Raw genomic sequence first — 24,936 nt, forward strand, 5'->3', positions numbered from 1 at the left:
TAGAGGGTTAGAAGTTCAGCATAACGTGTACTAAACCTCTAAACCCTGCACTTTTAACCTAATTCCGGGTATAAAGGAAACTGTTGCATAAATGCTTTTACTTCTTTGGCAATGGCAGCCAGTACTGCTTCATCATCAGCATTCATTAAAGCTTTATCAATAAAGTTTATTACAGTTGCCATGTGTTCTTCTTTCATCCCTCTTGTGGTAATAGCAGCAACGCCTACACGAATACCACTTGTTACAAAAGCACTTTTATCATCGTAAGGCACCATGTTCTTATTAACAGTAATATCGGCTTTGCCTAAAACCTGTTCTGCTTTTTTACCACTGATATTTTTATTTCTCAGATCGATCAGCATTAAATGATTGTCGGTACCTCCACTGATGATCTGGTATTCTTTATCATTAAGCGCTTTAGACATTGCCTGCGCATTAGCAATTACCTGTTTTGCATAAACCGTAAATTCATCAGTAAGTATTTCGCCAAAAGCGATGGCTTTAGCTGCAATAACATGCTCCAGCGGCCCGCCTTGTGTACCCGGAAAAACTGCCATATCCAGCAAATTACTCATCATCCGCACGTTGCCTTTTACATCTTTTAAGCCAAACGGATTTTCAAAATCTTTTTTCATCATGATAATACCACCTCTTGGCCCACGTAATGTTTTATGGGTGGTGCTGGTTACAAAATGGCAATGTTCAAACGGAGAACTTAATAAGCCTTTTGCAATAAGTCCTGCAGGATGAGCCATATCGCACCATACAAAGGCACCCACTTCATCCGCCACTTTTCTTATTCTTGCATAATCAATATCACGGCTGTAAGCGCTGGCACCACAGATAATTACTTTCGGTTTTTCAGTACGGGCTTTTTCTTCCAGCATTTCGTAGTCAATAAGGCCGGTTTCTTTTTTTACACCATAAAAATGAGGTTGGTATAATTTACCACTGAAGTTAACCGCACTACCGTGGGTGAGATGCCCGCCCATGCTCAGATCCAGTCCTAGTATTTTATCGCCTGGTTGTAAAATAGCCAGCAATAATGCGGCATTAGCCTGCGCTCCGCTATGAGGCTGCACATTGGCATATTCGCAATCAAAAATCTGTTTTAAACGGTCAATGGCCAGTTGCTCTACCTGGTCTACAATTTCGCAACCACCATAATAACGGCGGCCGGGATAACCTTCCGCATATTTGTTGGTTAAAGACGTGCCCATGGCCTGCATCACCTGAAGGCTGGTAAAGTTTTCTGAAGCAATCAGTTCAATGCCATTGCGCTGCCTCTCTAATTCTTTGTTGATGAGGTCAAAAATTACAGTATCTCTTTGCATTAAGTATTATTTGGCGCAAAGATAATTGCAAGAGGGTTGCTAACCTTGGTAATGACATAACAATTTTTTAAGCAATTATCAAGGTTAGCAACCTTGTGGATTTCGGTTGTGTAAAAAATACATCGCCTTATCAAAAAATCGCTAATTTCACATCCTTTTAAAAAAACGCTTCACAAATATTCAAAGCATGAAGGCCATTATACCGGTAGCAGGCGCAGGCACTAAACTTCGTCCGCATACATACACACAACCTAAAGCGTTAATTCCACTGGCAGGAAAAACAATTCTGAGTATTATTATCGACCAATTGAAAGATGCAGGAATAAATGATTTTGTTTTTATTATCGGATACCTGGGGGAAAAGATACAAGATTATGTAAAGGAAAAATATCCGCAACTGAATTGCCATTTTGTGCAGCAAAATGAAAGGCATGGCACCGGGCATGCCATCAATCTTACCAAAGAAATTATAGGGAGCGACGAAATACTAATTGTACTGGGCGATACTATTGCAGAATACGATGTAAAAGAAATTATCAATACCCCACACTCTATGTTGGGGGTAAAAAAAGTGGATGACCCACGCAATTTTGGTGTTGCCGAAATAGATGAGGATGGTTTTATAAACCGTGTGGTGGAAAAGCCAGCTATTCCCAAAAGCAATATGGCCCTGGTAGGGGTATACAAGATTAAAGAAACCGGGTTTTTATTTTCCTGTATAGAAAAAATAATTGCCGCCGGTATTAAAAGCTACGATGAATTTAACTTAACCGATGCGTTGGAGTGTATGATACAGAATGGCGTTAAGTTTCAGCCATTTAAAGTGCAAAACTGGTTTGATTGCGGTAAAAAAGAAACTTTACTGGAATCTAATGCCACACTGCTTAAGAAATTTGGCGGTAATATAGAAGAAAAACATACATTCGAAAATACCATCATCATCCCCCCGGTAAGTATTGGCGAAGGTTGTGATATAAAAAATTCGGTGATTGGGCCAAATGTAGCCATTGGCGAATACTCAAAACTAAATCATGCCATCATCAAAGATTCCATTATCGGATCTTATTCCAATCTTTTTGAAATAGTGCTGAACAACTCCCTTATTGGCAGTGATGCCGAAGTGAGAGGTGTAAGCCGTAGCCTTAACATAGGCGACAATACCGCTATTGACCTGGGCGGGGGACACAAAAGCTGATTTGAAAACAACCATCAAATTAAATAAACCTTGGATTTATAAAATAAAATCTTTTACTTTGCGTTTCAAAGTACTTTTTGTTTTGTTTAAAAACTGAACAAATTATTGATAGTTAAAAATGGAGAACAGAGTAACACAACTTTTTAATATTGATTACCCCATTGTGCAAGCCGGAATGATATGGGCCAGTGGCTGGCGCCTGGCTAGTGCCGTAAGTAATGCCGGAGGATTGGGGCTTATTGGTAGTGGCAGTATGTATCCCGAAGTGCTGCGGGAGCATATTCAAAAATGCAAAGCAGCAACGGGTAAACCATTTGGTGTAAATGTTCCTTTGCTTTACCCGGAGATAGAAAAACATATCCACATTATTATAGAGGAAAAAGTGCCGGTGGTTTTTACATCAGCGGGCAACCCTAAAACCTGGACTTCAGTTTTGAAAGAAAACGGGATTAAAGTGGTACATGTGGTAAGCAGCAGCAAATTTGCACTTAAAGCGCAGGATGCAGGTTGTGATGCAGTGGTAGCTGAAGGTTTTGAAGCCGGTGGGCATAATGGAAGAGAAGAAACTACAACAATGGTATTGGTTCCTGCAGTTTGTGCAGCGGTTACTATCCCGGTAATAGCTGCTGGCGGTATTGCAACTGGCAGGCAGATGTTGGCGTCTATGGTGCTGGGTGCCGAAGCAGTACAGATCGGTAGCCGGTTTGTAGCAAGTGAAGAGGCCTCATCTCATATTAATTTTAAAGAAGCCGTTATACATGCCAGCGAAGGCGATACCATGCTGTCGTTAAAGCAACTAACACCGGTACGGCTGCTGAAAAATAATTTCTTTACGCAGGTGCAACAAGCGGAGCAGCAAAATGCATCGGCAGAGCAGCTGAAACAATTATTAGGAAAAGGACGAGCAAAAAAAGGCATGTTTGATGGTAACCTGGAAGAAGGAGAATTGGAAATAGGCCAGGTAAGTGTAATGATAGGATCTATACAGCCGGCTGCAGCAATTGTTCAGGAAGTATGGAATGAATTCAGGCAACAGCAAAAGCAAATGTCACATTTTTAATACAACAGAAAACATGATCAAAATGACAAAAAAATTAAAACCCTGTTTTTCGGGTTTCAGTAATAAAACATAGCAAATTCTGGTGTGCATAGCTTTGAAGCACCCACTAAAATAATATATTATCTTTGCCATCAAATTTTTGAAAATCAACCCCCAACAGATGTTAATAAACTCACGACAAGTAAGCCGCTATATAAAAAAGCTATTAATAATATCTTCATTAATTTTTTGTGTTAGTGTAAATGCCCAGGGGCAATCTCCGGTTAAACTAGATCCAAGTGGCGCCACACCCGATATACCCAGCCAGATGGATCCGGGTACCTTAAAAACATTTCTTGCAGATAAAAATCCTGATTCAAAATCTACCCTTGGCATAGATAATAACAAGGCGCTAAATAAAAAGATCAATACCGACAGTCTTGTAAAAGAAAATACACCACAGTCAAATAATGTTACAGAAGATATTTATGGAATGCACTTATTCCGGAATGGTGTTGTGGCGGCTATTACAGAATTATCTACTCCTCCTTTGGATTATCCCATTGGTGTTTACGACCAGATCATCGTATCCTTATGGAACGGGGCAGAAGCTACATTAGATTATACTGTAGCAAGAGACGGTTCTATATTTCCTGCCGGACTGGGTAAAATATATCTTCAGGGCTTAACTTTTGAGCAGGTACGGTCACTCATTATTCAAAGATTTAAATCTTATGTTCCTGCCACTACCAATATCACTGTTTCTTTAGGCCAGCCACGAACCATCTCGGTTAATGTGGCCGGAGAGATCAATAACCAGGGGCCGGTAACAGTGTCTGCATTTACCAATGCTTTTAATATTATTGCGCTTGCCGGTGGGCCAACCAATATGGCTAACCTGCGTAATATTTTAATTAAACGTAACGGCAGGGTAATTGACGAGCTGGATGTATATAAATACCTTACCACAGGCGATTTTGGTAAGCATATTTATATGGAAAATAATGATTTTGTGATTTTACAAACTGCTCAGAAAAAAGTAAAAGCAGAGGGACGATTTAAAAGGCCCATGTATTATCAGTTGAGAGATGACGAAAACATGAAAGCACTTTTAAGATACTCCGGTGGTTTGCAAACAGACGCTTTTTCCAGTGGTGCTAAAGTTTACAGAACTGAGCTGGAACAACAAACGATAAAAGATGTGAATGTTACTGCAATTGTAAATCCCACCAACGACCCCCGTCTTGTAAAAGAAGATTTTGATTTGAAAGATGGTGATATTGTTAAAGTGATTGCGGTAAATCCCGGGTTATTAAATAAGGTAGAACTTAAAGGAGAAGTATCTTACCCCGGCCAGTATGAAATTAGAAAAGGAGATAAACTTTTTGACCTGATCAACAGAGCAGGCGGTATTACCAGGAATACGTATTTGCCACGAGCCTACATCTTCAGAGGGGGTGGTGATAGTACCAATATTAAAACGAGCCGGGTGGATGTTAATCTTAGCGGTATAACCAGTAACGATACTTCAAGTATTTTTAATGTGCCCATTTATGCTAATGATCAGATATTACTGTTCAACAATAACCAGTTTGGCGACAGGCAATATGTAGAAATTTTTGGAGAAGTAAGAAAAGAAGGGAAGATCAATAAATATGGTGGTATGACCTTACAGGATCTGTTGTATTTATCAGGTGGTTTAAAACAATCTGCAGAATACGGGAGAATTGAAATTGCCAGCGTATTGGATCTTGATTCTGCCAAAAGAGAACAAACCCCCACCCGTGTAGTATTAAAGCAGATAAAAGTGTCACCAAATTTAGATGTAGATAGTGCTTCTGCTGCAATTGTATTGAAGCCTTATGACCAGGTATATGTAAGAAAAAACCCCACTTTTGAACTGCAGCAATTGGTACAGATCAACGGGTTGATACAATACCCGGGTCCTTATCCACGCCTGAATAAACACGAACGCTTATCATCTTTTATAGACAGGGCCGGAGGAATAAAAGAAGGGGCAGATTTAACCGGGGCAATTTTATACCGCAAAAAAGTACAGTATTTCAGGGAAAATGTAACCAATAAAGTGAATTCACTAACAGATTCTTTGGGTGGAATAATTTTAGATTCAGTAAAAACTGACCTGAGTGAGGTTTCGCAGGAGCCGGTAAGCATTGATCTGTACAAAGCCATGAAATACAAGAACTCAAAATATGATGTGGTATTGCAGGAAGGCGATGTAATATTTGTACCGGAAATAAATCCTTTTGTTAGCGTAAAAGGAACTGTGCAATCTCCTTTAAAACTCACTTTTGATAAAGAGCACACTAATTTATTGTATTATGTAGATAAGGCTGGCGGATATGGAAGACGACCCTGGAAAAGCCGCATCTATGTACAGTATGCAAACGGCAAGAGTAAACGTACTAAAAATATTTTCTTTTTTCATTTGTATCCAAAAGTTGCCGAAGGAAGTACAGTGAATGTACCATTTAAAGCCGAAGGTAGCCAGGTGGTTGACATAGTTAAACAGGCCGGCCTTTCTATCGTCACCATTGTTACAGGTGTTTTAGTTGCTAAAGTAGTATCAGGACTGTAATTGAAGTAAATTAATAAACATTCAGATGAACAACATAGAACTTATTAAGCAGGTTGTAAAACGGTTAAAGAAATTCAGCTGGTTAATTGCTTTGATAGCCATAGCATTTGGCGGATTGTTTTACTTCCTGGCAAAACAGGGAGTGCCGGTTTATACATCAAAATCTACCGTTTTCCCATTAAATAGTTCCAGCGACAACAATATTTCAGGTTCTGCAATAAGCAATATTTTAGGATTGTCTGATGCGCCAAAATCTTTTAGTGGCGAAGCCTCTATTAATATTGTGGAGTTAGCTACCAGCCGCAGAACGAGGGAAGCAGTTTCTAACGCAAAAGTGCCTTCCATGCAAAATAAAACAATTGCCGAATTGCTGGTGGATGAAAATAATAAGCACACGGGGTTTATGCAAAACGAAAAGATTGTTGTAGATAAAAAGGATACTGTAAAGATGGTGAATATTGCCAGCAATATTTTACGCAATACTTTTACCGCAAAGATCAACAAGAATGGTATACTTGAATTGTATTACAGTAACACCAACGAGGAAATTGTAAGAGTAGTAAGTTATGTTTTTATCGATAAGATATCAGACTTCTATATTGATCTTAAAAAGAAAAAAGCACAGATAGATTATGAATTTGCAGTTAACAAAGCAGATTCACTGTTGAAGGTTTTAAATTTACTGGATGAACATGCCATCAAACTGGATGAAACCACTTTTTTTACTAATAACGAACTAAAGCGTTTTAGCCTGCCTAAGATTAACCTGGACAATGATAAGCAAACAGTACAATCACAATATTATTATGCTGTAAATAACAGGGAGGCGGCTGCTTACAAACTTCAGAAAGAAACGCCTATTATTGAACCATTGGATAAACCGGAAGGCCCTTACGATATGGATGGTAAATCAACCAAGCTATATGCTTTTATAGGGTTGCTGCTCGGAACTTTTATTGGCATTGTGGTTGTAAGCTGGAAAATAATCAGCAATTACCTTAGCGAAGAATTGAATAAAGCTATAGAAAAAGCAGCAAAACCAAAAGAACAACCACAGGTACAACCGCAACCGGAAATAGCCAAAGTGTAAAATATTAATTGTATCATGATCAATAAAAAACCGGTTTGCAATTTGCAAACCGGTTTTTTATTATGGTAGAAAAAAGTTATTTACGAAATGCCCACCTGATCATTTCTTTCCAGCTTGGTTTTTTACCATACATTAAAATACCGGTACGGTAAATTCTTGCTGCAAACCATGTAGTGAACATAAAACCGGCAATCAGCAATGCCATTGATAAACCCAGTTGCCATAATGGAACCGTGTTAGGCACACCAAAAGGAATGCGTGCCATCATTACTATTGGTGCACTGAATGGGATGATACTTGCCCAAACTGCTAATGAACTATTAGGGTCTCTTACTACTGTCATCATTATAAATATGGAAAATATCACCAGCATAGTAATAGGAAAACTTAAAGATTGCGCCTCTCTCATATCTTCATTTATAGCACTGCCAATGGCGGCATATAAAGATGCATAAAAGAAAAATCCACCCAGCATATAAAAAATAAAAAGGCCTACTACCAATGGAATATTAACACTGGTAAATACATTTTGAATCTGGCCTACCATTGATAAAGAGGAATTATCCCCCGCTGTTGTCTTACCAATATTATAAATGATAAAAATACAGGCTATCCAAATAAGGAACTGAGTTAATGCTACCAGCCCGATTCCAACTATTTTACCAATCATTAACTGAAAGGGCTTTACAGATGAAACTACTACTTCGGCAATACGGCTTGTCTTTTCTTCTGTAACACCCATCATTACCTGGGAGCCGTATAGCAGTAAAATAATGTACATTAATATGCCTGACACATAACCAATAACTGTAGCAATTCCTGCATCGGCATTTTTATCTTTTTCGTTATTTACTTTTACACTTAATGTACTGCTCATAATTTGCTGCATTGCAGCATCAATACCAAGGCTGTCTTTTTTTATCTGTCCCCACATTTTGTTTAACTTTTTTTCTATAGGCACCAGTGCACCAATGCCGTATGTTTTTTTGGTGTTGACTGAAAAATTATTGCTGTCAATGCCCGTTTTCCAATTAAAATTTTCAGGGACTACTATATAGCCATTGTAGCCAAGAGAATCAAAATGCTGTTGCAGTACATCTATATCTTTGGTAACTAATTTGATTGAATTGGCAGTATCGTTTTGGTTAAATGTATTTACTAGTTTTTCGGTAAATAAACCGGATTTATCAATTAAAGCAATTTTTACATTTTCCTTGGTTTTATCAGCAATATAACCGGTTCCAAACATAAGCCCCAGGTACAATACCGGGAAAAGAACAGTACCAATAATGAAAGTCTTTTTTCTTACACGGGTAAGAAATTCTCTTTTTATGATTAAGATAATTTTATACATCTTTTATAAGTTTAATAGTAAAGGGTAAATGATGAGTGCAACAATGAACAATCAATTATCCATGGTTTGAAATTGCCTTGCTGTTGGCGTGCCTTCCACCAGCTTAATGAATATATCATTTAATGAAGGCAATATTTCTTTAAAAGAAACGATTCCACTTCCGCCATTAATAAAATAGCCTAACACATCATTAGCTTTAAAACCTTCATTGATCTTTACAATAAGCTCATGCTTATGGGTATTGATTATTTCAAATGCATTGCTGTTGATAGTGGCGGGAATGTTTTCCAGCTGCAGGCTAAAAAGGTTTTCTTTAAAATCCTGTTTTACATTTTGCACTGTACCGTCTAGTATTTTTTTCCCTTTATTTACCAATACAATATTGTTACAGATCTCTTCTACCTGCTCCATACGATGTGTACTGAAAATTATAGTAGTGCCATTTTGCGCCAGTCTGTAAATTTCATCTTTTATTAAATTGGCATTGATGGGATCAAGGCCACTAAAAGGTTCATCCAGTATGATCAGATCAGGCTCATGCAAAACAGTGATAACAAATTGTAATTTTTGTCCCATACCCTTGCTCAGGTCTTCCACTTTCTTATTCCACCAGCTTTCCATCTCCAGGCGTTTGAACCACTCTTTAATTTTATGCATCGCATCATTCTTGCTGAGCCCTTTAAGCTGTGCAAGGTATAATGCCTGTTCGCCAATTTTCATTTTTTTATACAAACCTCTTTCTTCGGGCATGTAACCAATGTACCTGGCATCGTTTTCAGGATCAAACTTTTTCCCTTTTAAAATAATACCTCCGGAATCAGGATAAAAAATTCCTGTGATCATTCTTATCAGCGTAGTTTTACCGGCACCATTAGGGCCCAGTAAACCAAAGATGCTTCCCTTGGGAATCACCATGCTGATATCGTCCACCGCTTTTTGTGTGGCAAAATATTTTTTAAGATTGTGCAGTTCTAAAATATTCATTAAGGGTTGTTTTAAGCGTGAAGGTAAAGGAGCACTAAAATAAATAAAATACAATTTTAAATACAGTACTTATTTTACAAGTGGTAATTTCAACGGCTTTAAAGATAGGAATAAAATTTACGGAGGCTTTTATGATTTTAATGCGGCTATCTGAATAGCGATTCTTTCGCCATCCATAGCTGCACTTACAATACCGCCTGCATAACCGGCTCCTTCGCCGCAAGGGTATAAATTTTTTATCCCGGGGTGTGTAAGAGTGTCGTTGTTTCTTGGGATGCGTACCGGCGATGAGGTACGGCTTTCCGTAGCAACCACCACAGCTTCATTGGTAAAGTAACCGGGCATTTTTTTGCCAAACTCAACAAAGCCTTTAGCTAAGGATTGATAAATAAAATCGGGGAGTACTTCATTTAATTGTATTGAATGTAAACCAGGCTGATAAGAACAAACTGGTAATGAAGCAGAAGATTTTCCATTGCTGAAATCAACCATGCGCTGTGCAGGTGCCACAAATTTTCCTCCACCGGAGTTAAAGCATTTTTGCTCCACCATTTTTTGAAACTCCATTAATACTAATGGGTGTTTTTCATTGAGCATTGAATATTGAACATTGCTCATTGCGTATTTTTTTATCTCCTTCACTGCATCCTCCAGTTCCACCTGTACCACCATTCCACTATTAGCAAACGGATTATTTCTTTTAGACGGGCTCCAGCCATTTACCACTACTTCTCCTGCTGCAGTAGATGCCGGTGCAATAATACCACCCGGGCACATACAAAAAGAAAATACACCACGGTTATTTACCTGTTTTACTAAACTATAAGAAGCCGGGGGCAAAAAATCGTTACTGGCATTACTTTTATACTGGCAACTGTTGATGAGCATTTGCGGATGTTCAATTCTTACACCCAATGCAAAGGGCTTTGCCTCAATTAAAATATTTTTCTGGTGCAGTAGTTCAAAAATATCCCTGGCACTATGTCCTGTAGCTAAAATAAAATCATCAGCAGTAAATGTATTGCCGTCTGCAGTTTTTACTGATCGTATTTTTTCTTTTTCAATAATACAATCCACTACTTTTTTTTCAAATAAAAATTCGCCACCGCAATCAGTAATTTGCTGGCGCATTGCAGTGATGATATGCGGCAATTTATTAGTGCCTATATGCGGATGAGCTTCGTATAAAATTTTTTCTTCGGCACCAAAACGAACAAACAGGTTCAGTATCCGGTCTATATCGCCACGTTTATTGCTACGGGTATATAATTTACCATCGCTGTAAGTGCCGGCGCCACCTTCGCCAAAGCAGTAGTTGCTTTCAGGATTAATAATGCCGTCTTTGTTCAATGATGCCAGGTCCCTGCGCCTTGCCCTCACATCTTTGCCTCTTTCTAAAATAATGGGTTTGATACCTTTTTCAATTAATTGCAGGGCAGCAAATAAACCTGCAGGACCAGCTCCAATGATCACTACTTTTTTTTCAGCACGGCTAACATCTGTAAAATAAAAAGGCTGGCTATCTCTTTTATAAAAAGGCTCATCAATAAAAGCATTAACAGTAACATTAACCCAAATGGTTTTTGCCCTTGCATCTATTGATTTTTTCAGGAGATGAAAACCTGTAACTAGGCTTTCTTTTTTGCCGCATGCACCGGCAATTCTTTTTTTTATAATGGACTCATCTGCAGCTTCTGCAGGAAGCAATTTAAAAGAAATTTTCTGTTGCATATAATAAATGCCGGATACTTATTCCGGAAATTTTTTTAGCTGAAATCTATTAGATAATCTCCTCCGTAATCAGTTCCCCCTTCAGGGAAACGGGGGAATTAAAATGGCAAATCATCCACTGCGTCCGGAGGTGCTGAAGAAAATGTATCTAATGGCTCCAGGTATTCATTGTCTGTTTTAGCAGTTGCACCTGGTTGTAAAATCTGTTCAATCCTCCAGGCGTCTAAATTGGTAATATAATTTACTTTACCATCTTTTTCCCACTTGCTGCCTTTGATATTAAAATACACTTTTACATCATCACCAATATTCACCCTGTCTACAATTGCGGTTTTATCCTGTACACACTGAAATTTTACATAATTGGTGATAGTACGGCCATTAATGTCGTCTGTTTTTTCAACAGCAAATTCCCTTGTTTTAAAAGTCTCTGTACGTTGAACGATGTCGTATTTAGCAACTAATTTGCCAGTTAATTCATAACTCATAATGATAATTTAATATGCCAAAAGTAATTCTATTTATTGATAAAATTTTATTCCCTATTTTCTTTGCTGTTAAAAAAAATAACTACCTTCCTTTTGTATTTCGCCTTAACCCTCAGCTAAAACCAGCATATTCTTTTTTTCAGGAAAAATAGTAGGATTGTGAGATTGGTAAACCCCATTGCCACCAGGTACTTTCTGTGTGAACGGGATAGTACCGGATAGTTTGTTTGAAAAATAAAATCATCTTGGTTGACAAAGGGAAAATAGAACTGCTGTAAAAAATTAAAACGATTGCTGGCAGTGATCTTAGAGGGTTAAAAGACCAATAAAAACGGCTAACAGAATAACGATATGCAGTATGAAACAGGACTCTGTTAGAAGCATAGAACGGCACTAAGGTTTTAAAGGGGTTTAACCAAAAAAAATGTCAAAATCCAATACTGTGATTGTTGCGAAAAAAACAATTGAATAAAAAATTTTTTTTTCAATAATTTATTCGATATTCGCTGTCCTGCTAAAAATTAATTTTCATTTAAAATTGAAACTGATTTTGGCAAGGAAATCCCCCGGAAAATATTCTTAAATCAACATAAATTCTAAATTGCTTAAGTAAGGACTGATGGATAAAGCGTTTGAAAAAGTATGGGCTAATTGTTTAGAGATCATCAAAGACATTGTTGAATGGCAACATTTCAAAACGTGGTTTGAACCTATTAAGCCGGTTGCACTTAAAGAAAAAATATTAACGATTCAGGTACCAAGTCAGTTTTTTTATGAGTACCTTGAAGAACATTATGTTTCGCTTTTAGCAAAAACATTAAAAAGAGAATTAGGAAAAGAGGCCCGTTTGGAATACAGGATTATGGTGGATAGCGGTAACAGTAAAAATAAACCGCTTACGATGGATGTGCCGGGCCATGGATTCAAATCATATTCAAATAACGAAATGGATTTTCCGCTCGTAATAAATAATCCTGTTAAGAACCCATTTGTAATTCCGGGTCTTAAAAAGATGCAGATTGATCCGCAGCTTAATCCTGCTTATACATTCGATGCATTTATAGAAGGTGATTGCAACCGGGTTGCCCGCCGTGCAGGTAAAACCGTTGCAGAAAAACCAGGTACTACTTCTTTTAATCCTTTGGTAATTTATGGTGGTGTTGGTTTGGGTAAAACACACTTAGCCCAGGCAATAGGCAACGAGGTAAAAAGATTACACACTAATAAAGTAGTGTTGTATGTTAGTTCAGAAAAATTCATCAATCAGTTTATAGATCATAGCCGCAACCAGGCTATCAACGATTTTATACATTTTTACCAGTTAATAGATGTATTGATCATCGATGATGTACAATTCTTTAACCGTGCCGAAAAATCGCAGGAAGCTTTTTTTGCAATTTTTAATCATTTGCACCAAAGTGGTAAGCAGCTGATCTTAACCAGTGATAAGCCGCCTAAAGATCTGGAAGGTGTACAGGAAAGGTTATTAAGCCGTTTTCGTTGGGGGTTAAGTGCCGATTTACAGGTGCCCGATTACGATACCAAGATTGAGATACTGGAAAAGAAGATGAAGAATGACGGGTTGGATATGCCTCGTGAGGTAGTAAAATATATAGCCTACAATATTAATAGCAATGTTAGGGAATTAGAAGGGGCATTAATATCATTATTGGCACAATCTTCGCTTAATAAGAGGGAAATAGACCTCGAATTGGCTAAAAAAGTATTAAGAAATTTTGTAAAATCCTCCAGTAAGGAAATCACCATCGATGCCATTCAGAAAATGGTGTGCGAATATTTTGACGTGCCTTACGATAAGCTATTGCAAAAAACCCGTAAAAGGGAAATTGTACAGGCAAGGCAGATCACTATGTTCCTTTCTAAAGCCTTTACCAAAAACTCATTAAAAACTATAGGAGAGCATTTTGGCGGCCGTGATCACACCACGGTAATTCATAGTTGCCAGACTGTAAAAGACCTGATGGATACGGATAGCCTGTTTAAAGAAAGCGTATTGGAATTGCAACAGAAAGTACAGTTAGCAGCCATGTAAATAAGTAATGTATAAAAATAATTGAATCCAGATCCGGCAACGGGTTTGGATTTTTTGTTTTAAGTAGTGAAATATTTGAGCAGCTACTAAATAAAAAAGCCCTCATTTAAAATTGAAGGGCCTGGGTTGTTATGTCGGGATGACAAGATTAGAACTTGCGACCTTCCCGATGCGAATCGGGACTGGATAACCAGGCTATGCTACATCCGAAAAATGGTTTTGAAAATTTATCCAATAAAAAAGCCCCTCAATAAAAATTGAAGGGCCTGGGTTGTTATGTCGGGATGGTCACGCCTCGAAGCGTGACGACCTTCCTGCCTTAAAGCGGGACGCTATAATTCAATTTGAATGTTATTGTCCACAAGGAATCTTCTGATACCTCTTTTTTTAATTTTTATTTCCAATTGCATAGCCGCCGATTTATCAACACATTCAATTGTAAAGATTAATTTCCACGGCAAGCCAGCTTTAGTACTTAAGCTTTGGCCGCTATTATGCCTTTTTAAACGATCTGAAACGTCATTAGAAACGCCAACATAATACTTTTTTAATTCATCACTATAAAGGAAATACACATAGCAAGACATAATAGAAGCTTTTGAACATAAAAAAGCCCCTCAATAAAAATTGAAGGGCCTGGGTTGTTATGTCGGGATGGCAAGATTCGAACTTGCGACCTCCTGGTCCCAAACCAGGCGCGATAACCGGGCTACGCTACATCCCGAACGAAAAAATATTTGTTGGGTTTATTGGGAACACCCGAACAATGTAAAAAGTTAATAAGAGCTTTTTTGCGGAGAGGGTGGGATTCGATCCACCGCGGCGGAACAGTTTAACCCTACTTCTCTCCATTTCAAATGATCTGCGGAGAGGGTGGGATTCGATCCGCCGCGGCGGAACAATTTAACCCTGCTTCTCTCCATTTCAAATGATCTGCGGAGAGGGTGGGATTCGAACCCACGGTACAGTTTAACCCGTACGACGATTTAGCAAACCGTTCCTTTCGGCCACTCAGGCACCTCTCCTAACCTGCCCAAACCTTTACCATTTAACTGGTATTGTTTAAGGGGTGGCAAAAATACAATTCCATACGGTATTACCCAAAACTAAATGCATTTTTAATGTAAATAATTTTCAGGGTCTTTTAAGGGGCGATTTTATTTACCTCCCTTCATGCATAAGATCAATGGCGTACTTCTTTTAAATAAGGCAGTTTCATTTATTTTCTTTAATTTATGGTTAATTAAAATGTGCATATGAAATACGCCCCGTTACAAAATTATATCAACGGAAAATTTGTTGATAGTGCCGCTTCCAGAACAATAGAAGTCATTTCTCCCATCGATGGCAATCTGTTATCCACTGTACCCATGTCATCAGCAAAAGATTTGGATGAGGCAGTAAAAGCTGCTAAAGGTGCTTTTCCTGCATGGAGTAAAATGCCTATCAAGGAAAGGGTACAGGTTTTCTTTCGCTATAAAACTTTACTGGAAAAGAATGTAGAAGAGCTGGCAAAATTATGCAGTGAAGAAAATGGAAAAACTTATGGTGAGTCTGTAGCCGAAATAGAAAAATGTATTGAACTGACAGAATTTGCCACTTCTTTACCCCAGTTAATTACCGGTGAATTATTGGAGGTAAGCAAAGGAGTAGAATGCCGAACAGAACATGTGGCACTAGGTGTAGTGGCATCTATAGTACCCTTTAATTTCCCGGCCATGGTGCCCAATTGGACAATACCGAATGCCATTGCTTTGGGCAATTGCATGATCATTAAACCATCAGAAAAAGTGCCGTTGAGCTGCGGACGATTGGCCGAACTTTTAAAAGAAGCAGGTTTACCCGATGGTGTTTTTAATATAGTACATGGTGATGTGGAAATTGTAAATGCCATCTGCGATCATCCGGGTATTGAAGCGGTTTCATTTGTTGGCAGTACAAAGGTTGCGAAGATTGTTTACCAAAGAGCTACATCCAACTATAAAAGATGTTTGGCATTAGGCGGCGCAAAAAATCATTTGATGGTTTTGCCTGATGCCATACCTGGTATGACGGCGCAAAATGTTGCTGCAAGTATGAGTGGTTGTGCAGGGCAACGTTGTATGGCAGCCAGTGCAATGATTGGTGTAGGCAATGTGGATGCGATCATTGATAAGATTTGTGATGAAGCCAGGAAAATTATTCCCGGTGAAAATTTAGGTGCTGTTATCAGTAAAGAAAGTAAAGAACGTATTGAAAAATTTATCGGCGAGGCTGAAAGGGATGGCGCTAAAATTTTAGTGGATGGGAGAAATACAATTGTTGCCGGAAAAGAAAACGGCACTTATGTTGGGCCTACAGTTATTGATTTTGTAACACCAACAATGAGTGTGGCAACAGAAGAAATTTTTGGGCCTGTAATTTCTATCATGCGTACCAATACCGTTGATGAAGCACTAGCCATTGAGAATGCCAATCCTTACGGTAATGCTGCCAGTGTATTTACACAAAACGGTGGTATGGCAAGATATATTATTGACAGGGCCAGCGCAGGTATGATCGGTGTGAATGTAGGCGTACCCGTGCCCCGTGAGCCATTTAGTTTTGGTGGATGGAATGAAAGTAAATTTGGTGTGGGTGATATTACGGGAAAGAGTTCAATTGAATTCTGGACGAAATTGAAGAAGAGTACGATAAAATGGAATGCAGAGGCGGGGGTTAATTGGATGAGTTAAGGGCAGTTCAATTCGTGTTCAAAAGAAACATCTTACAATAATTAAAAAAACTGGCATTAAGTGCTGATAAAACAAATTCTAATTGCGTATTCATTTTTAATTTCCGCAAATGTATTTGCACAGGATAAAACTAATGATCAATGGCAAAAACTGAAAGTAGATGAAAATTTAACTGCGATGTTTCCTAAAGATGTTGAAAAGATAGATACACTGCTGCAAAAGGATAATATAGAGATGAAATTCAAAGTATTTAAAGCCACAACAGCTTATGCTAATTTGGGAATAACGGTGACTACAGAAGGTACAGATATTAAAGCGGATAATGCAGAAGATTTAGAACGGGCCTACAAAGGAATAGAAATTGGATTCAGGAAAAATGCCACCTCGAGAGGTTTGACTTGTATTTTTAGTGACACAGTTGTTGACAAAATCACCGGAAGAAAAGCAGTATTGTACACTAAAGATCAGGAAAACTCTTCTTCAGCAGTATTCTATCTTTTTCTGTTAAACGATAAGCTTTATGAAATTGCTTCAAGCCCAGTTGATGGGAGTGCTATGGAAATAACAGACAGGAGTAAACTTGTTGCGGGACTTCACTTTACGGCAGTGGAGATAAGCGAAAAAAAATTTGGATCAAAAGCAGAATCCTGGGGATATAAAATTGGTGAACTGATTGGCGAGATAATTGGTTTTTTAGCTATCGCAGGATTAATAGTTGGAATTATAATTTATATTACTAAAAGAAAATAAAAATATGGCAGCATCTAAAACTTTATCGGAAGCCACCGAAGTAATCCAAAATAATTTGGATTACACCTTATTCTCCTGGAGTAAACAAAAAGGCATTGCACCCATTGCCGTAAAATATGCCGAAGGAGTTTACCTGCATGATTATGATGACAAACGTTATATCGATTTTTCATCGGGATTGATGAATGTAAATGTTGGCCATGGCGATCAGCGTATAACCGAGGCTGTGGTAAAGCAAATGCAGGAAGTAAGTTATGTTACACCAAGCTGTGTAACCAAAGTAAGGGGTGAGCTGGGGAAAAAGCTGGCAGAGATTTGCCCGGGTGATCTGAACAGGTCATTCTTTACTTTATGCGGTGCTACATCAATAGAGAATGCGATTAAGTTAGCCAGATTATATACAGGCCGGCATAAAATTGTTACCCGCTATCAATCTTATCATGGTGCTTCTATTGGTGCCATGGCAGCAAGTGGCGACCCACGCAAATTACCGGTAGATGCACAGCAAGCTCCCAATTTTGTACATATCGACATCCCGATTTTATATCGTTGGGAATATGGCGAAGAAAAATTATTAAAAGAAACCGTGGCGCAATTGGAAAGGTTAATTGCTTATGAAGGCCCCGGAAATATTGCCGCTATTTTACTGGAAGGTGAAAGCGGTTCATCAGGTTGCCTGAAATATCCTGTTGGTTATTTAAAAGCGGTACGGGCAATTTGTGATAAGCATGGCATTTTATTAATTATGGATGAAGTGATGAGTGGCTTTGGAAGAACAGGTAAATGGTTCGGATTTCAAAACCATGATATTGTTCCGGATATGATTGCAATGGCAAAGGGATTAACCTGTGGTTATTTGCCTTTTGGTTGTTTACAGGTGAGTGATAAGATTGCCGCTAAGTATGATGATGCCATGTTACCACTTGGATTAACTTATTCTGCACATCCGGTAAGCTGCGCCGCAGCTTTAGCCACCTTAAAAATTTATGAGGAGGATAATTTAATTGCCAATACAGTGGCCATGGGGAAATATATGGAGCAGCAAGTGGAAGCAATGAAAGCCATTCACCCTTCTATTGGTGAATTTAGAAATACCGGCTTGTTAGGTTGCATAGAATTAGTGAAGAACAGAAGCACAAAAGAACCTATGGCTCCTTTTAATGCAAAGCCTGATGAAATGGATGTGATGAATAAAGTGGCGGCTAAGATCAAAGAATTAGGCATGTACACTTTTGTAAGATGGAATTATATTTTTACTGCACCACCATTATGTGTTACTAAAGAACAAATTGATGAAGGGCTGGGGATAATAAGTGAAGCGATAAAGATTGCGGATGAAAATACAATTTAACCACGGATTACACGGATTAACACGGATTGATTTCTTTGTCAATAAAATTATTTATGGTTGAAAATTCATCTCTCATCAATGAAGATCTTGCGCCCATTCCGCAAAGCAAACGTACATGGGGCACATGGAATTATGCAGCCCTATGGATAAGTATGAGCTTATGCATACCTACGTACATGCTGGCAAGCTCACTTATACAAGGCGGTATGAACTGGTGGCAGGCAATCCTCACTATTTTTTTAGGTAACACTATTGTATTGATACCAATGATACTAAACGGCCATGCCGGTGCAAAATATGGTATTCCGTTTCCTGTTTTAGCAAGAGTAAGTTTTGGAACAAAAGGTGCGAATATTCCTGCCATGTTAAGGGCCATTGTTGCATGTGGTTGGTTTGGTATTCAGACATGGATTGGTGGGGCATCGCTCTATAATATTTTACGGGTATTAAATCCTTCGTTGGAAGAGATCAGCTATGCAGGATTATTTCCACAGGCATTACCGCTATTATGTTTTTTTATTTTCTGGTTGCTGAATATGTTTATTGTTTATTTAGGTGTGGAAAGTATCAGGAAATTATTGGTATTTAAAGCTATCTTTTTACCAGTTGCTGCATTGGCATTATTATTCTGGGCCATTAGCGCTGCACATGGCCTGGGACCGATATTAGAGCAACCTTCAAAATTTGCAGATACACCTTCTTTCTTAAATTTCTTTTTTCCTGCATTAACAGGCATGGTAGGTTTTTGGGCTACACTCTCTTTAAATATTCCTGATTTTACACGCTATGCAAAAAGCCAGCAAGCACAGGTCAACGGACAAATAATTGGCTTACCGCCAAGCATGACATTGTTTGCATTTATTGGTGTGGTGGTTACTTCTGCTACTGCAATTATTTATGGACAAAGTGAATGGGATATTGTAAAACTGGCAGGAAGATTTGATAGCAAACTGATGGTAATTATTGCAATGATTGGTATTATCATTTCAACATTGGCTACCAATATTGCAGCTAATATTGTAAGTCCGGCGAATGACTTTTCTCACCTGGCACCAAAAAAAATAAATTTTAAAACCGGAGGTTATATTACAGGAGTCATTGGTATTTTAATTTTTCCATGGAAATTAATTGCCAGCCCGGATGGATATATTTTTACCTGGCTGATTGCTTATTCCAGTTTGCTGGGTCCTGTTGGTGGCATCATGATTGTTGATTATTTTTTTATCCGGAAGAAAAATTTAGTGGCAGAAGATTTGTATAAACATGGCGGCGCTTATGGTTATGCAAACGGATTTAATTATAAAGCAATCATGGCATTGCTGATTGGTATTGCTCCAAACCTGCCGGGCTTTTTATTGCAGATAAAATTAATTTCTGCAACAGCGTTTCCGGGATGGATATCGGATCTGTATCATTATGCCTGGTTTGTGGGGTTTTTTGTGAGTGGAATTATTTATTTATTATTTATGCAAAAAATTAAACGCTGAGAAAAAGAGAAGCAGAGATTACGCTGAGTATCTCTGCGAAAAACTCCTTATCTCTTTTTCTCTGCGCTAAAAAATAAATTCAAATGAGCATTCTGATTAAAAACGGAAACATTATTACTGCTACAGATAATTATGTGGCTGATATTTTTATTGAAGGTGAAGTCATAAAAACTATTGGAAAAAATTTATCTGTTACTGCAGATAAAACGATTGATGCTGCAGGCAAATTAGTCTTCCCTGGTGGTATTGATCCGCATGTGCATTTAGATATGCCTTTTATGGGAACCTATTCAAGTGATAATTATGAGACGGGAACAAGGGCCGCATTATACGGCGGCACTACCATGGTGATAGATTTTATTTTGCAAAAACAAGGCAACAGTTTGCATGATGCATTAAAAGAATGGCAAGGCAGAAGTGATAATAATTGTGTTGGAGATTATAGTTTTCATATGGCAGTAACCGATTTTAATGATAATACAAAAACCGAAATAAAAGATTTTATTGACAAAGAAGGCATCACTTCTTTTAAAACTTTTATGGCATACAAAGGGGCATTAATGATTGATGACCGGCAGATGATCGGCCTTATGGAAGAAGTAAAAAAGCATGGCGGATTAATAAATGTGCACGCTACTAATGGCGATATGATCGATTACCTTACACAAAAACATAGGGGAGAAGGGAAGTTAGCACCGCTCTATCATTATCTATCGCAACCCGAAATTACAGAAGCAGAAGCCAGCGAACGTTTTGTGGATATGGCTTCTTACACAGGTTGCCCGGGCTACATTGTACACTTAACATGCGAAGGCGCATTAAATGCTGTGCGTAATGCAACAAAGCGAAATCAAAAAATGTTTGTGGAAACCTGTATTCAGTATTTGATTTTAGACGCATCATTGTACGAACAAAATTTTGAAGGCGCCAAATGGGTAATGAGCCCGCCTTTAAGAGAAAAGAAAGATCAGCAAACTTTATGGGCTGGAATTAACCAGGGATTGGTGCAGGTTGTTGCAACTGATCATTGTCCTTTTAAATGGGAGCAGAAATTAATGGGCAAGGATGATTTTAGTAAAATTCCAAATGGTCATCCTGCAATAGAGAACCGGATGGAATTATTATTCAGCGAAGGTGTTGCAAAAAATAAAATCACGTTGAATAAATATGTGGAAGTAGCTTGTACCAATCCTGCAAAAATATTTGGTATGTTTCCCCGCAAAGGAACCATTGCTGTGGGTAGTGATGCGGATATTGTAATTTTTGATCCGAATGAAAAACATACGCTTTCTGCAACAACACATCACATGAATGTTGATTACAGCGGTTATGAAGGCTGGGAAGTAACAGGTAAAGTAAAAACTGTTTTATTAAGAGGTGCAATAGCAATTGATGAAAACAAATGCTTATTACAAAAAGGTTTTGGTAAATTTATAAAGAGAAATAAAGTAGGACAAATAGTTTAGAATGATAAGTTTAAAGTTTATAGTATGTTAGACCCTAAGAATTCAAAAAGCATAATATCAAATAAAGCGTATTCTTTTGCTTTGAAAGTTATTGAAGCGTATAAAAATCTGGTACAGGAAAAAAGAGAATTTATAATCTCTAAGCAATTCCTAAGAAGTGGGACTTCAATTGGAGCAAATATTAATGAAGCTTTGAGCAGCGAATCTAAAAGAGATTTTGTGCATAAGTTATCTATTTCTTTGAAAGAAGGAAGGGAGACAATTTATTGGTTAAATTTATTACACGATACTGGTTATTTACAAGTAAATCAATACGAAGTTTTAAATAATTTATGTGCAGAAATTTTAAAAATGCTAACTAGTATTATTAAAACGACTAAGGAAAAATATTTTCCACAAAACTCTAAACTTTAAATTCAAAACTAAATACATGCCAAGAATTATTAAGTCTGGTTTGATACAAATGTCCTTACCTAAAACAGAAGGTGAAGGAACCATTGAAGAAATAAAAGAAGCAATGGTGCAAAAACATATTCCGTTGATTGAAGAAGCAGGAAAAAAAGGCGTGCAGATACTATGCCTGCAGGAAATTTTTAACACGCCATATTTTTGTCCGGGGCAAGACAGAGCCTGGTACGAAAGTGCAGAAACCGTTCCCGGACCTACAACCGACCGGATGGCGGAGTACGCTAAGAAATACAATATGGTAATTATTGTTCCGGTATATGAAAAGGAACAAGCCGGTGTGCTATACAATACCGCAGCAGTAATTGATGCAGACGGCACTTATCTCGGTAAGTACAGAAAAAATCATATTCCGCATACTTCCGGTTTTTGGGAAAAGTTTTTCTTTAAGCCCGGAAACCTTGGCTATCCTGTGTTTCAAACCAAATACGCCAAAGTGGGTGTGTACATTTGTTACGATCGCCATTTTCCTGATGGCGCAAGATGTTTAGGTTTGAATGGCGCTGAAATTGTTTACAATCCCTCTGCAACTGTTGCAGGCCTCTCACAATATTTATGGAAATTAGAACAACCGGCACATGCAGCAGCTAACGGATATTTTATGGGCTGCATCAACCGTGTGGGTGAAGAAAAACCATGGAACCTTGGTAAGTTTTATGGCAGCAGTTATTTTGTTGATCCGAGAGGGCAAATATTTGCACAAGCCAGTGAAGACAAAGATGAATTACTGATCAGCGAATTTGACCTGGATATGATTGAGGAAGTAAGAAGTGTATGGCAGTTTTTCAGGGATAGAAGGCCGGAGACTTATGGAAAACTAACTGAACTATAATTTGGATTAATGAATATTTACTATTTTCTTGCTTCTCTTACAGGATTGTCAACTATAATAATTTGGTTGGGAAAGTTTATTATTACAAAAACTGTTGATACCGGAATAGAGAAGTATAAGGCTGAACTTACAAAAGATATCGAAAAACATAAAGCTGAGTTATCGAAAATCACATTGGAGCATCAAGTCAAATTCTCCAAATTGCATGAACAAAGGGCAGATAAAATAAAACTATTGTACAATAAGGTGAAAGAATTGGAAAAATCTTTACAACATTCCACAACAGTTTTTCAAGGACCAGAATTTAGTGATGATACACAAAGAGACAGCGAAACACTTAACCAAATAGTATCTCTAACCGATCTAGTTGATGCTGAAAGAATTTACTTTTCTGAGTCAACAATTTTAAGATTTGAATCTTTAATACAGAAATCAAGGGAGATATTAAAAGGAATGAGAAATGTTAGACTTTCGCATCAACAATATGATAGCTTAATCAAGCGAAATAAAGAGGTGCCACAAAAAATACTCGAAGAAATGGATAAGTGGACTGAAGTTGATGACAAGGTTGAGGATGAATTTAAAGGGCTCAAGCTTGAACTTGCAAATGAGTTCAGGAATTTATTAGGTATTAGTACTAATTAATAAAAGTTACTTTAATTATTATGCCGATAACAAATAATAGATTATCACAACAACAATACACCGAAAACTTCAGCGATATTCATCCGCCTTTTGAAACGCATAACGCAGCATTGGTGGAAGCTAACCGTTGTTTGTTTTGTTATGATGCGCCTTGCATTAAAAGTTGTCCAACAGGAATTAATGTTCCAAAATTTATTAAACAAATTACTTCTGATAATATAAAAGGTAGTGCACACACAATTTTTTTGTCTAACATTATGGGAGCCGGTTGCAGTAAAGTTTGCCCGGTAGAAAAATTATGCGAAGGCAGTTGTGTATTTAATTTAATGGACGAGCCACCCATTCCCATTGCTAAACTGCAACGATACAGTACAGAAAAAGCGATGCAACAAAAATGGCAATTGTTTGAAAGAAAAAAATCTTCAGGAAAAAAAGTTGCGGTTATAGGTGCTGGCCCGGCAGGATTAAGTTGTGCTCATGTTTTATCAAGAGAAGGTATTGATGTTACCATCTATGAAAAAGAAAGCAAAGGTGGGGGCTTGATGACTTACGGTATTGCGGCATATAAAGTAACACCACAATTTTGCGAAGATGAAGTAAACTATATTTTATCATTAGGTGGTATTGAAATTAAATACAACCAGGAATTAGGGAAAAACATTTTTTTAGCAGCGCTGCAAAAAAATTATGATGCCGTTTTTTTAGGCATTGGCGTAGGATTGGCAAGACAACTGGATATTCCCGGCGAAGATCTGGAAGGCGTTGAAGATGCAATAGAATTTATTTATGATCTGAGAAGTAAAGGTTTTCCTGCAATACCTGTTGGAGATAAAGTGGCTGTTATAGGTATGGGTATGACGGCGATTGATGCTGCTACCCAGGCCAAACGTTTGGGGGCAAAAGAAGTAACGATGCTGTACAGAAGAACGCAGGAAGAAATGCCTTGTACACAACATGAATTGGATATTGCGATGTTGGATGGTTGTAAAATAATATGGTTAGCTGCACCAAAAGAATTAAAAGGTGTTGATGGAAAAGTAACTGAAATCATTTGCAGTGTGATGCAACTAGGTGAACCAGATGCCAGCGGCAGAAGAAGCCCTGTTGAAACCAGTGCAACATTTTCACTGGACGTTGATATGGTAATTAAAGCCGCAGGGCAAATGCCGTTTGAGCAATTAATAATGGATAATGGAATAATGAATAATAAGGGAAAGATTGCCATCAACAATTCAGAAACAAATATCAAAGCTGTATTTGCTGGCGGTGATGCCGTGAATGGCGGTAAAGAAGTTGTTGATGCAGTGCAGGCGGGAAAGGACGGAGCAAAGGCTATTTTGAATTATATATTTTAAATTT

20 protein-coding genes and 2 tRNA genes are annotated in these 24,936 nt (G+C 37.9%); 14 read left to right on the forward strand and 8 right to left on the reverse strand.

From position 1 onward, the window contains the following. Positions 1–53 precede the first annotated feature (53 nt). Positions 54–1,334, reverse strand: a complete 1,281-nt coding sequence (glyA, locus tag ACQ334_RS01810; protein WP_430986447.1) for a serine hydroxymethyltransferase — start codon at positions 1,332–1,334, stop codon at positions 54–56. Between the two features lie 187 nt (positions 1,335–1,521). Here glyA and ACQ334_RS01815 point away from each other — a divergent pair, with 187 nt between their 5' ends. The 4 genes from ACQ334_RS01815 (at position 1,522) to ACQ334_RS01830 (ending at position 7,257) form a co-directional block, all read left to right on the forward strand. Further along, on the forward strand, positions 1,522–2,529 hold the full coding sequence (locus ACQ334_RS01815; RefSeq protein ID WP_430986448.1) for a sugar phosphate nucleotidyltransferase: 1,008 nt from the start codon (positions 1,522–1,524) through the stop codon (positions 2,527–2,529). A gap of 118 nt (positions 2,530–2,647) precedes the next feature. Continuing rightward, positions 2,648–3,589 carry an NAD(P)H-dependent flavin oxidoreductase gene (locus tag ACQ334_RS01820; protein ID WP_430986449.1) on the forward strand — a complete coding sequence of 314 codons (942 nt, stop codon included), beginning with the start codon at positions 2,648–2,650 and terminating at the stop codon, positions 3,587–3,589. Positions 3,590–3,749: 160 nt separating this feature from the next. Next, positions 3,750–6,167, forward strand: coding sequence for an SLBB domain-containing protein (locus ACQ334_RS01825; protein WP_430986450.1), 2,418 nt, complete (start codon positions 3,750–3,752; stop codon positions 6,165–6,167). 25 nt (positions 6,168–6,192) lie between these two features. After that, positions 6,193–7,257, forward strand: coding sequence for a hypothetical protein (locus tag ACQ334_RS01830; protein ID WP_430986451.1), 1,065 nt, complete (start codon positions 6,193–6,195; stop codon positions 7,255–7,257). Positions 7,258–7,333: 76 nt separating this feature from the next. On the opposite strand, the gene ACQ334_RS01835 is transcribed toward ACQ334_RS01830, so the two are convergent. The 4 genes from ACQ334_RS01835 to ACQ334_RS01850 form a co-directional block, all read right to left on the reverse strand. Then, positions 7,334–8,611 carry an ABC transporter permease gene (locus ACQ334_RS01835; RefSeq protein WP_430986452.1) on the reverse strand — a complete coding sequence of 426 codons (1,278 nt, stop codon included), beginning with the start codon at positions 8,609–8,611 and terminating at the stop codon, positions 7,334–7,336. A gap of 51 nt (positions 8,612–8,662) precedes the next feature. Beyond that, positions 8,663–9,595, reverse strand: a complete 933-nt coding sequence (locus tag ACQ334_RS01840) for an ABC transporter ATP-binding protein (protein WP_430986453.1) — start codon at positions 9,593–9,595, stop codon at positions 8,663–8,665. A gap of 129 nt (positions 9,596–9,724) precedes the next feature. Further along, positions 9,725–11,326 (reverse strand): NAD(P)/FAD-dependent oxidoreductase, encoded by a 1,602-nt coding sequence (locus ACQ334_RS01845; RefSeq protein WP_430986454.1) that lies wholly within the window; start codon positions 11,324–11,326, stop codon positions 9,725–9,727. A 98-nt stretch (positions 11,327–11,424) separates the two neighbouring features. Then, positions 11,425–11,814, reverse strand: a complete 390-nt coding sequence (locus ACQ334_RS01850; protein WP_430986455.1) for a DUF3127 domain-containing protein — start codon at positions 11,812–11,814, stop codon at positions 11,425–11,427. Positions 11,815–12,433: 619 nt separating this feature from the next. Here ACQ334_RS01850 and dnaA point away from each other — a divergent pair. Then, a complete protein-coding gene (gene dnaA, locus ACQ334_RS01855) occupies positions 12,434–13,867 on the forward strand; it encodes a chromosomal replication initiator protein DnaA (protein WP_430986456.1) in 1,434 nt (477 codons plus the stop codon). 332 nt (positions 13,868–14,199) lie between these two features. Here dnaA and ACQ334_RS01860 read toward each other — a convergent pair whose 3' ends face one another. The 3 genes from ACQ334_RS01860 to ACQ334_RS01870 all read right to left on the reverse strand — a co-directional run bounded on the left by ACQ334_RS01860 (position 14,200) and on the right by ACQ334_RS01870 (position 14,892). Then, positions 14,200–14,454 (reverse strand): GIY-YIG nuclease family protein, encoded by a 255-nt coding sequence (locus ACQ334_RS01860; RefSeq protein ID WP_430986457.1) that lies wholly within the window; start codon positions 14,452–14,454, stop codon positions 14,200–14,202. A gap of 62 nt (positions 14,455–14,516) precedes the next feature. Beyond that, positions 14,517–14,591 (reverse strand) — tRNA-Pro (locus tag ACQ334_RS01865). A 212-nt stretch (positions 14,592–14,803) separates the two neighbouring features. Continuing rightward, positions 14,804–14,892, reverse strand: a tRNA-Ser gene (locus ACQ334_RS01870). A gap of 231 nt (positions 14,893–15,123) precedes the next feature. Here ACQ334_RS01870 and ACQ334_RS01875 point away from each other — a divergent pair. The 9 genes from ACQ334_RS01875 to ACQ334_RS01915 all read left to right on the forward strand — a co-directional run bounded on the left by ACQ334_RS01875 (position 15,124) and on the right by ACQ334_RS01915 (position 24,932). Next, positions 15,124–16,581: a CoA-acylating methylmalonate-semialdehyde dehydrogenase gene (locus ACQ334_RS01875; protein WP_430986458.1), complete on the forward strand. Its 1,458-nt coding sequence runs from the start codon at positions 15,124–15,126 to the stop codon at positions 16,579–16,581. A 60-nt stretch (positions 16,582–16,641) separates the two neighbouring features. After that, on the forward strand, positions 16,642–17,331 hold the full coding sequence (locus ACQ334_RS01880; protein ID WP_430986459.1) for a hypothetical protein: 690 nt from the start codon (positions 16,642–16,644) through the stop codon (positions 17,329–17,331). Positions 17,332–17,335: 4 nt separating this feature from the next. Further along, the gene (locus ACQ334_RS01885; protein WP_430986460.1) at positions 17,336–18,682 is read left to right on the forward strand and encodes an aminotransferase class III-fold pyridoxal phosphate-dependent enzyme; all 1,347 of its coding nucleotides are present in this window, start codon (positions 17,336–17,338) and stop codon (positions 18,680–18,682) included. Between the two features lie 53 nt (positions 18,683–18,735). Next, positions 18,736–20,169: an NCS1 family nucleobase:cation symporter-1 gene (locus ACQ334_RS01890; RefSeq protein ID WP_430986461.1), complete on the forward strand. Its 1,434-nt coding sequence runs from the start codon at positions 18,736–18,738 to the stop codon at positions 20,167–20,169. Positions 20,170–20,252: 83 nt separating this feature from the next. Continuing rightward, positions 20,253–21,635, forward strand: coding sequence for a dihydropyrimidinase (gene hydA, locus ACQ334_RS01895; RefSeq protein WP_430986462.1), 1,383 nt, complete (start codon positions 20,253–20,255; stop codon positions 21,633–21,635). Positions 21,636–21,659: 24 nt separating this feature from the next. After that, positions 21,660–22,049: a four helix bundle protein gene (locus ACQ334_RS01900; protein WP_430986463.1), complete on the forward strand. Its 390-nt coding sequence runs from the start codon at positions 21,660–21,662 to the stop codon at positions 22,047–22,049. A gap of 16 nt (positions 22,050–22,065) precedes the next feature. After that, on the forward strand, positions 22,066–22,932 hold the full coding sequence (locus ACQ334_RS01905) for a nitrilase-related carbon-nitrogen hydrolase (protein ID WP_430986464.1): 867 nt from the start codon (positions 22,066–22,068) through the stop codon (positions 22,930–22,932). A 9-nt stretch (positions 22,933–22,941) separates the two neighbouring features. Then, a complete protein-coding gene (locus tag ACQ334_RS01910; protein ID WP_430986465.1) occupies positions 22,942–23,577 on the forward strand; it encodes a hypothetical protein in 636 nt (211 codons plus the stop codon). 20 nt (positions 23,578–23,597) lie between these two features. Next, positions 23,598–24,932, forward strand: coding sequence for an NAD(P)-dependent oxidoreductase (locus ACQ334_RS01915; protein WP_430986466.1), 1,335 nt, complete (start codon positions 23,598–23,600; stop codon positions 24,930–24,932). The last annotated feature ends 4 nt before the right edge of the window (positions 24,933–24,936 follow it).

The sequence above is a fragment of the Ferruginibacter sp. SUN106 genome (genome assembly GCF_050611765.1).
GTDB lineage: Bacteria > Bacteroidota > Bacteroidia > Chitinophagales > Chitinophagaceae > Ferruginibacter.

Bases quoted from the DNA above. Each gene is read 5' to 3' on its own strand.
- glyA (WP_430986447.1), bottom strand. From the start codon at position 1,334: ATGCAAAGAGATACTGTAATTTTTGACCTCATCAACAAAGAATTAGAG.
- ACQ334_RS01815 (WP_430986448.1), top strand. From the start codon at position 1,522: ATGAAGGCCATTATACCGGTAGCAGGCGCAGGCACTAAACTTCGTCCG.
- ACQ334_RS01820 (WP_430986449.1), top strand. From the start codon at position 2,648: ATGGAGAACAGAGTAACACAACTTTTTAATATTGATTACCCCATTGTG.
- ACQ334_RS01825 (WP_430986450.1), top strand. From the start codon at position 3,750: ATGTTAATAAACTCACGACAAGTAAGCCGCTATATAAAAAAGCTATTA.
- ACQ334_RS01830 (WP_430986451.1), top strand. From the start codon at position 6,193: ATGAACAACATAGAACTTATTAAGCAGGTTGTAAAACGGTTAAAGAAA.
- ACQ334_RS01835 (WP_430986452.1), bottom strand. From the start codon at position 8,611: ATGTATAAAATTATCTTAATCATAAAAAGAGAATTTCTTACCCGTGTA.
- ACQ334_RS01840 (WP_430986453.1), bottom strand. From the start codon at position 9,595: ATGAATATTTTAGAACTGCACAATCTTAAAAAATATTTTGCCACACAA.
- ACQ334_RS01845 (WP_430986454.1), bottom strand. From the start codon at position 11,326: ATGCAACAGAAAATTTCTTTTAAATTGCTTCCTGCAGAAGCTGCAGAT.
- ACQ334_RS01850 (WP_430986455.1), bottom strand. From the start codon at position 11,814: ATGAGTTATGAATTAACTGGCAAATTAGTTGCTAAATACGACATCGTT.
- dnaA (WP_430986456.1), top strand. From the start codon at position 12,434: ATGGATAAAGCGTTTGAAAAAGTATGGGCTAATTGTTTAGAGATCATC.
- ACQ334_RS01860 (WP_430986457.1), bottom strand. From the start codon at position 14,454: ATGTCTTGCTATGTGTATTTCCTTTATAGTGATGAATTAAAAAAGTAT.
- ACQ334_RS01875 (WP_430986458.1), top strand. From the start codon at position 15,124: ATGAAATACGCCCCGTTACAAAATTATATCAACGGAAAATTTGTTGAT.
- ACQ334_RS01885 (WP_430986460.1), top strand. From the start codon at position 17,336: ATGGCAGCATCTAAAACTTTATCGGAAGCCACCGAAGTAATCCAAAAT.
- ACQ334_RS01890 (WP_430986461.1), top strand. From the start codon at position 18,736: ATGGTTGAAAATTCATCTCTCATCAATGAAGATCTTGCGCCCATTCCG.
- hydA (WP_430986462.1), top strand. From the start codon at position 20,253: ATGAGCATTCTGATTAAAAACGGAAACATTATTACTGCTACAGATAAT.
- ACQ334_RS01900 (WP_430986463.1), top strand. From the start codon at position 21,660: ATGTTAGACCCTAAGAATTCAAAAAGCATAATATCAAATAAAGCGTAT.
- ACQ334_RS01905 (WP_430986464.1), top strand. From the start codon at position 22,066: ATGCCAAGAATTATTAAGTCTGGTTTGATACAAATGTCCTTACCTAAA.
- ACQ334_RS01910 (WP_430986465.1), top strand. From the start codon at position 22,942: ATGAATATTTACTATTTTCTTGCTTCTCTTACAGGATTGTCAACTATA.
- ACQ334_RS01915 (WP_430986466.1), top strand. From the start codon at position 23,598: ATGCCGATAACAAATAATAGATTATCACAACAACAATACACCGAAAAC.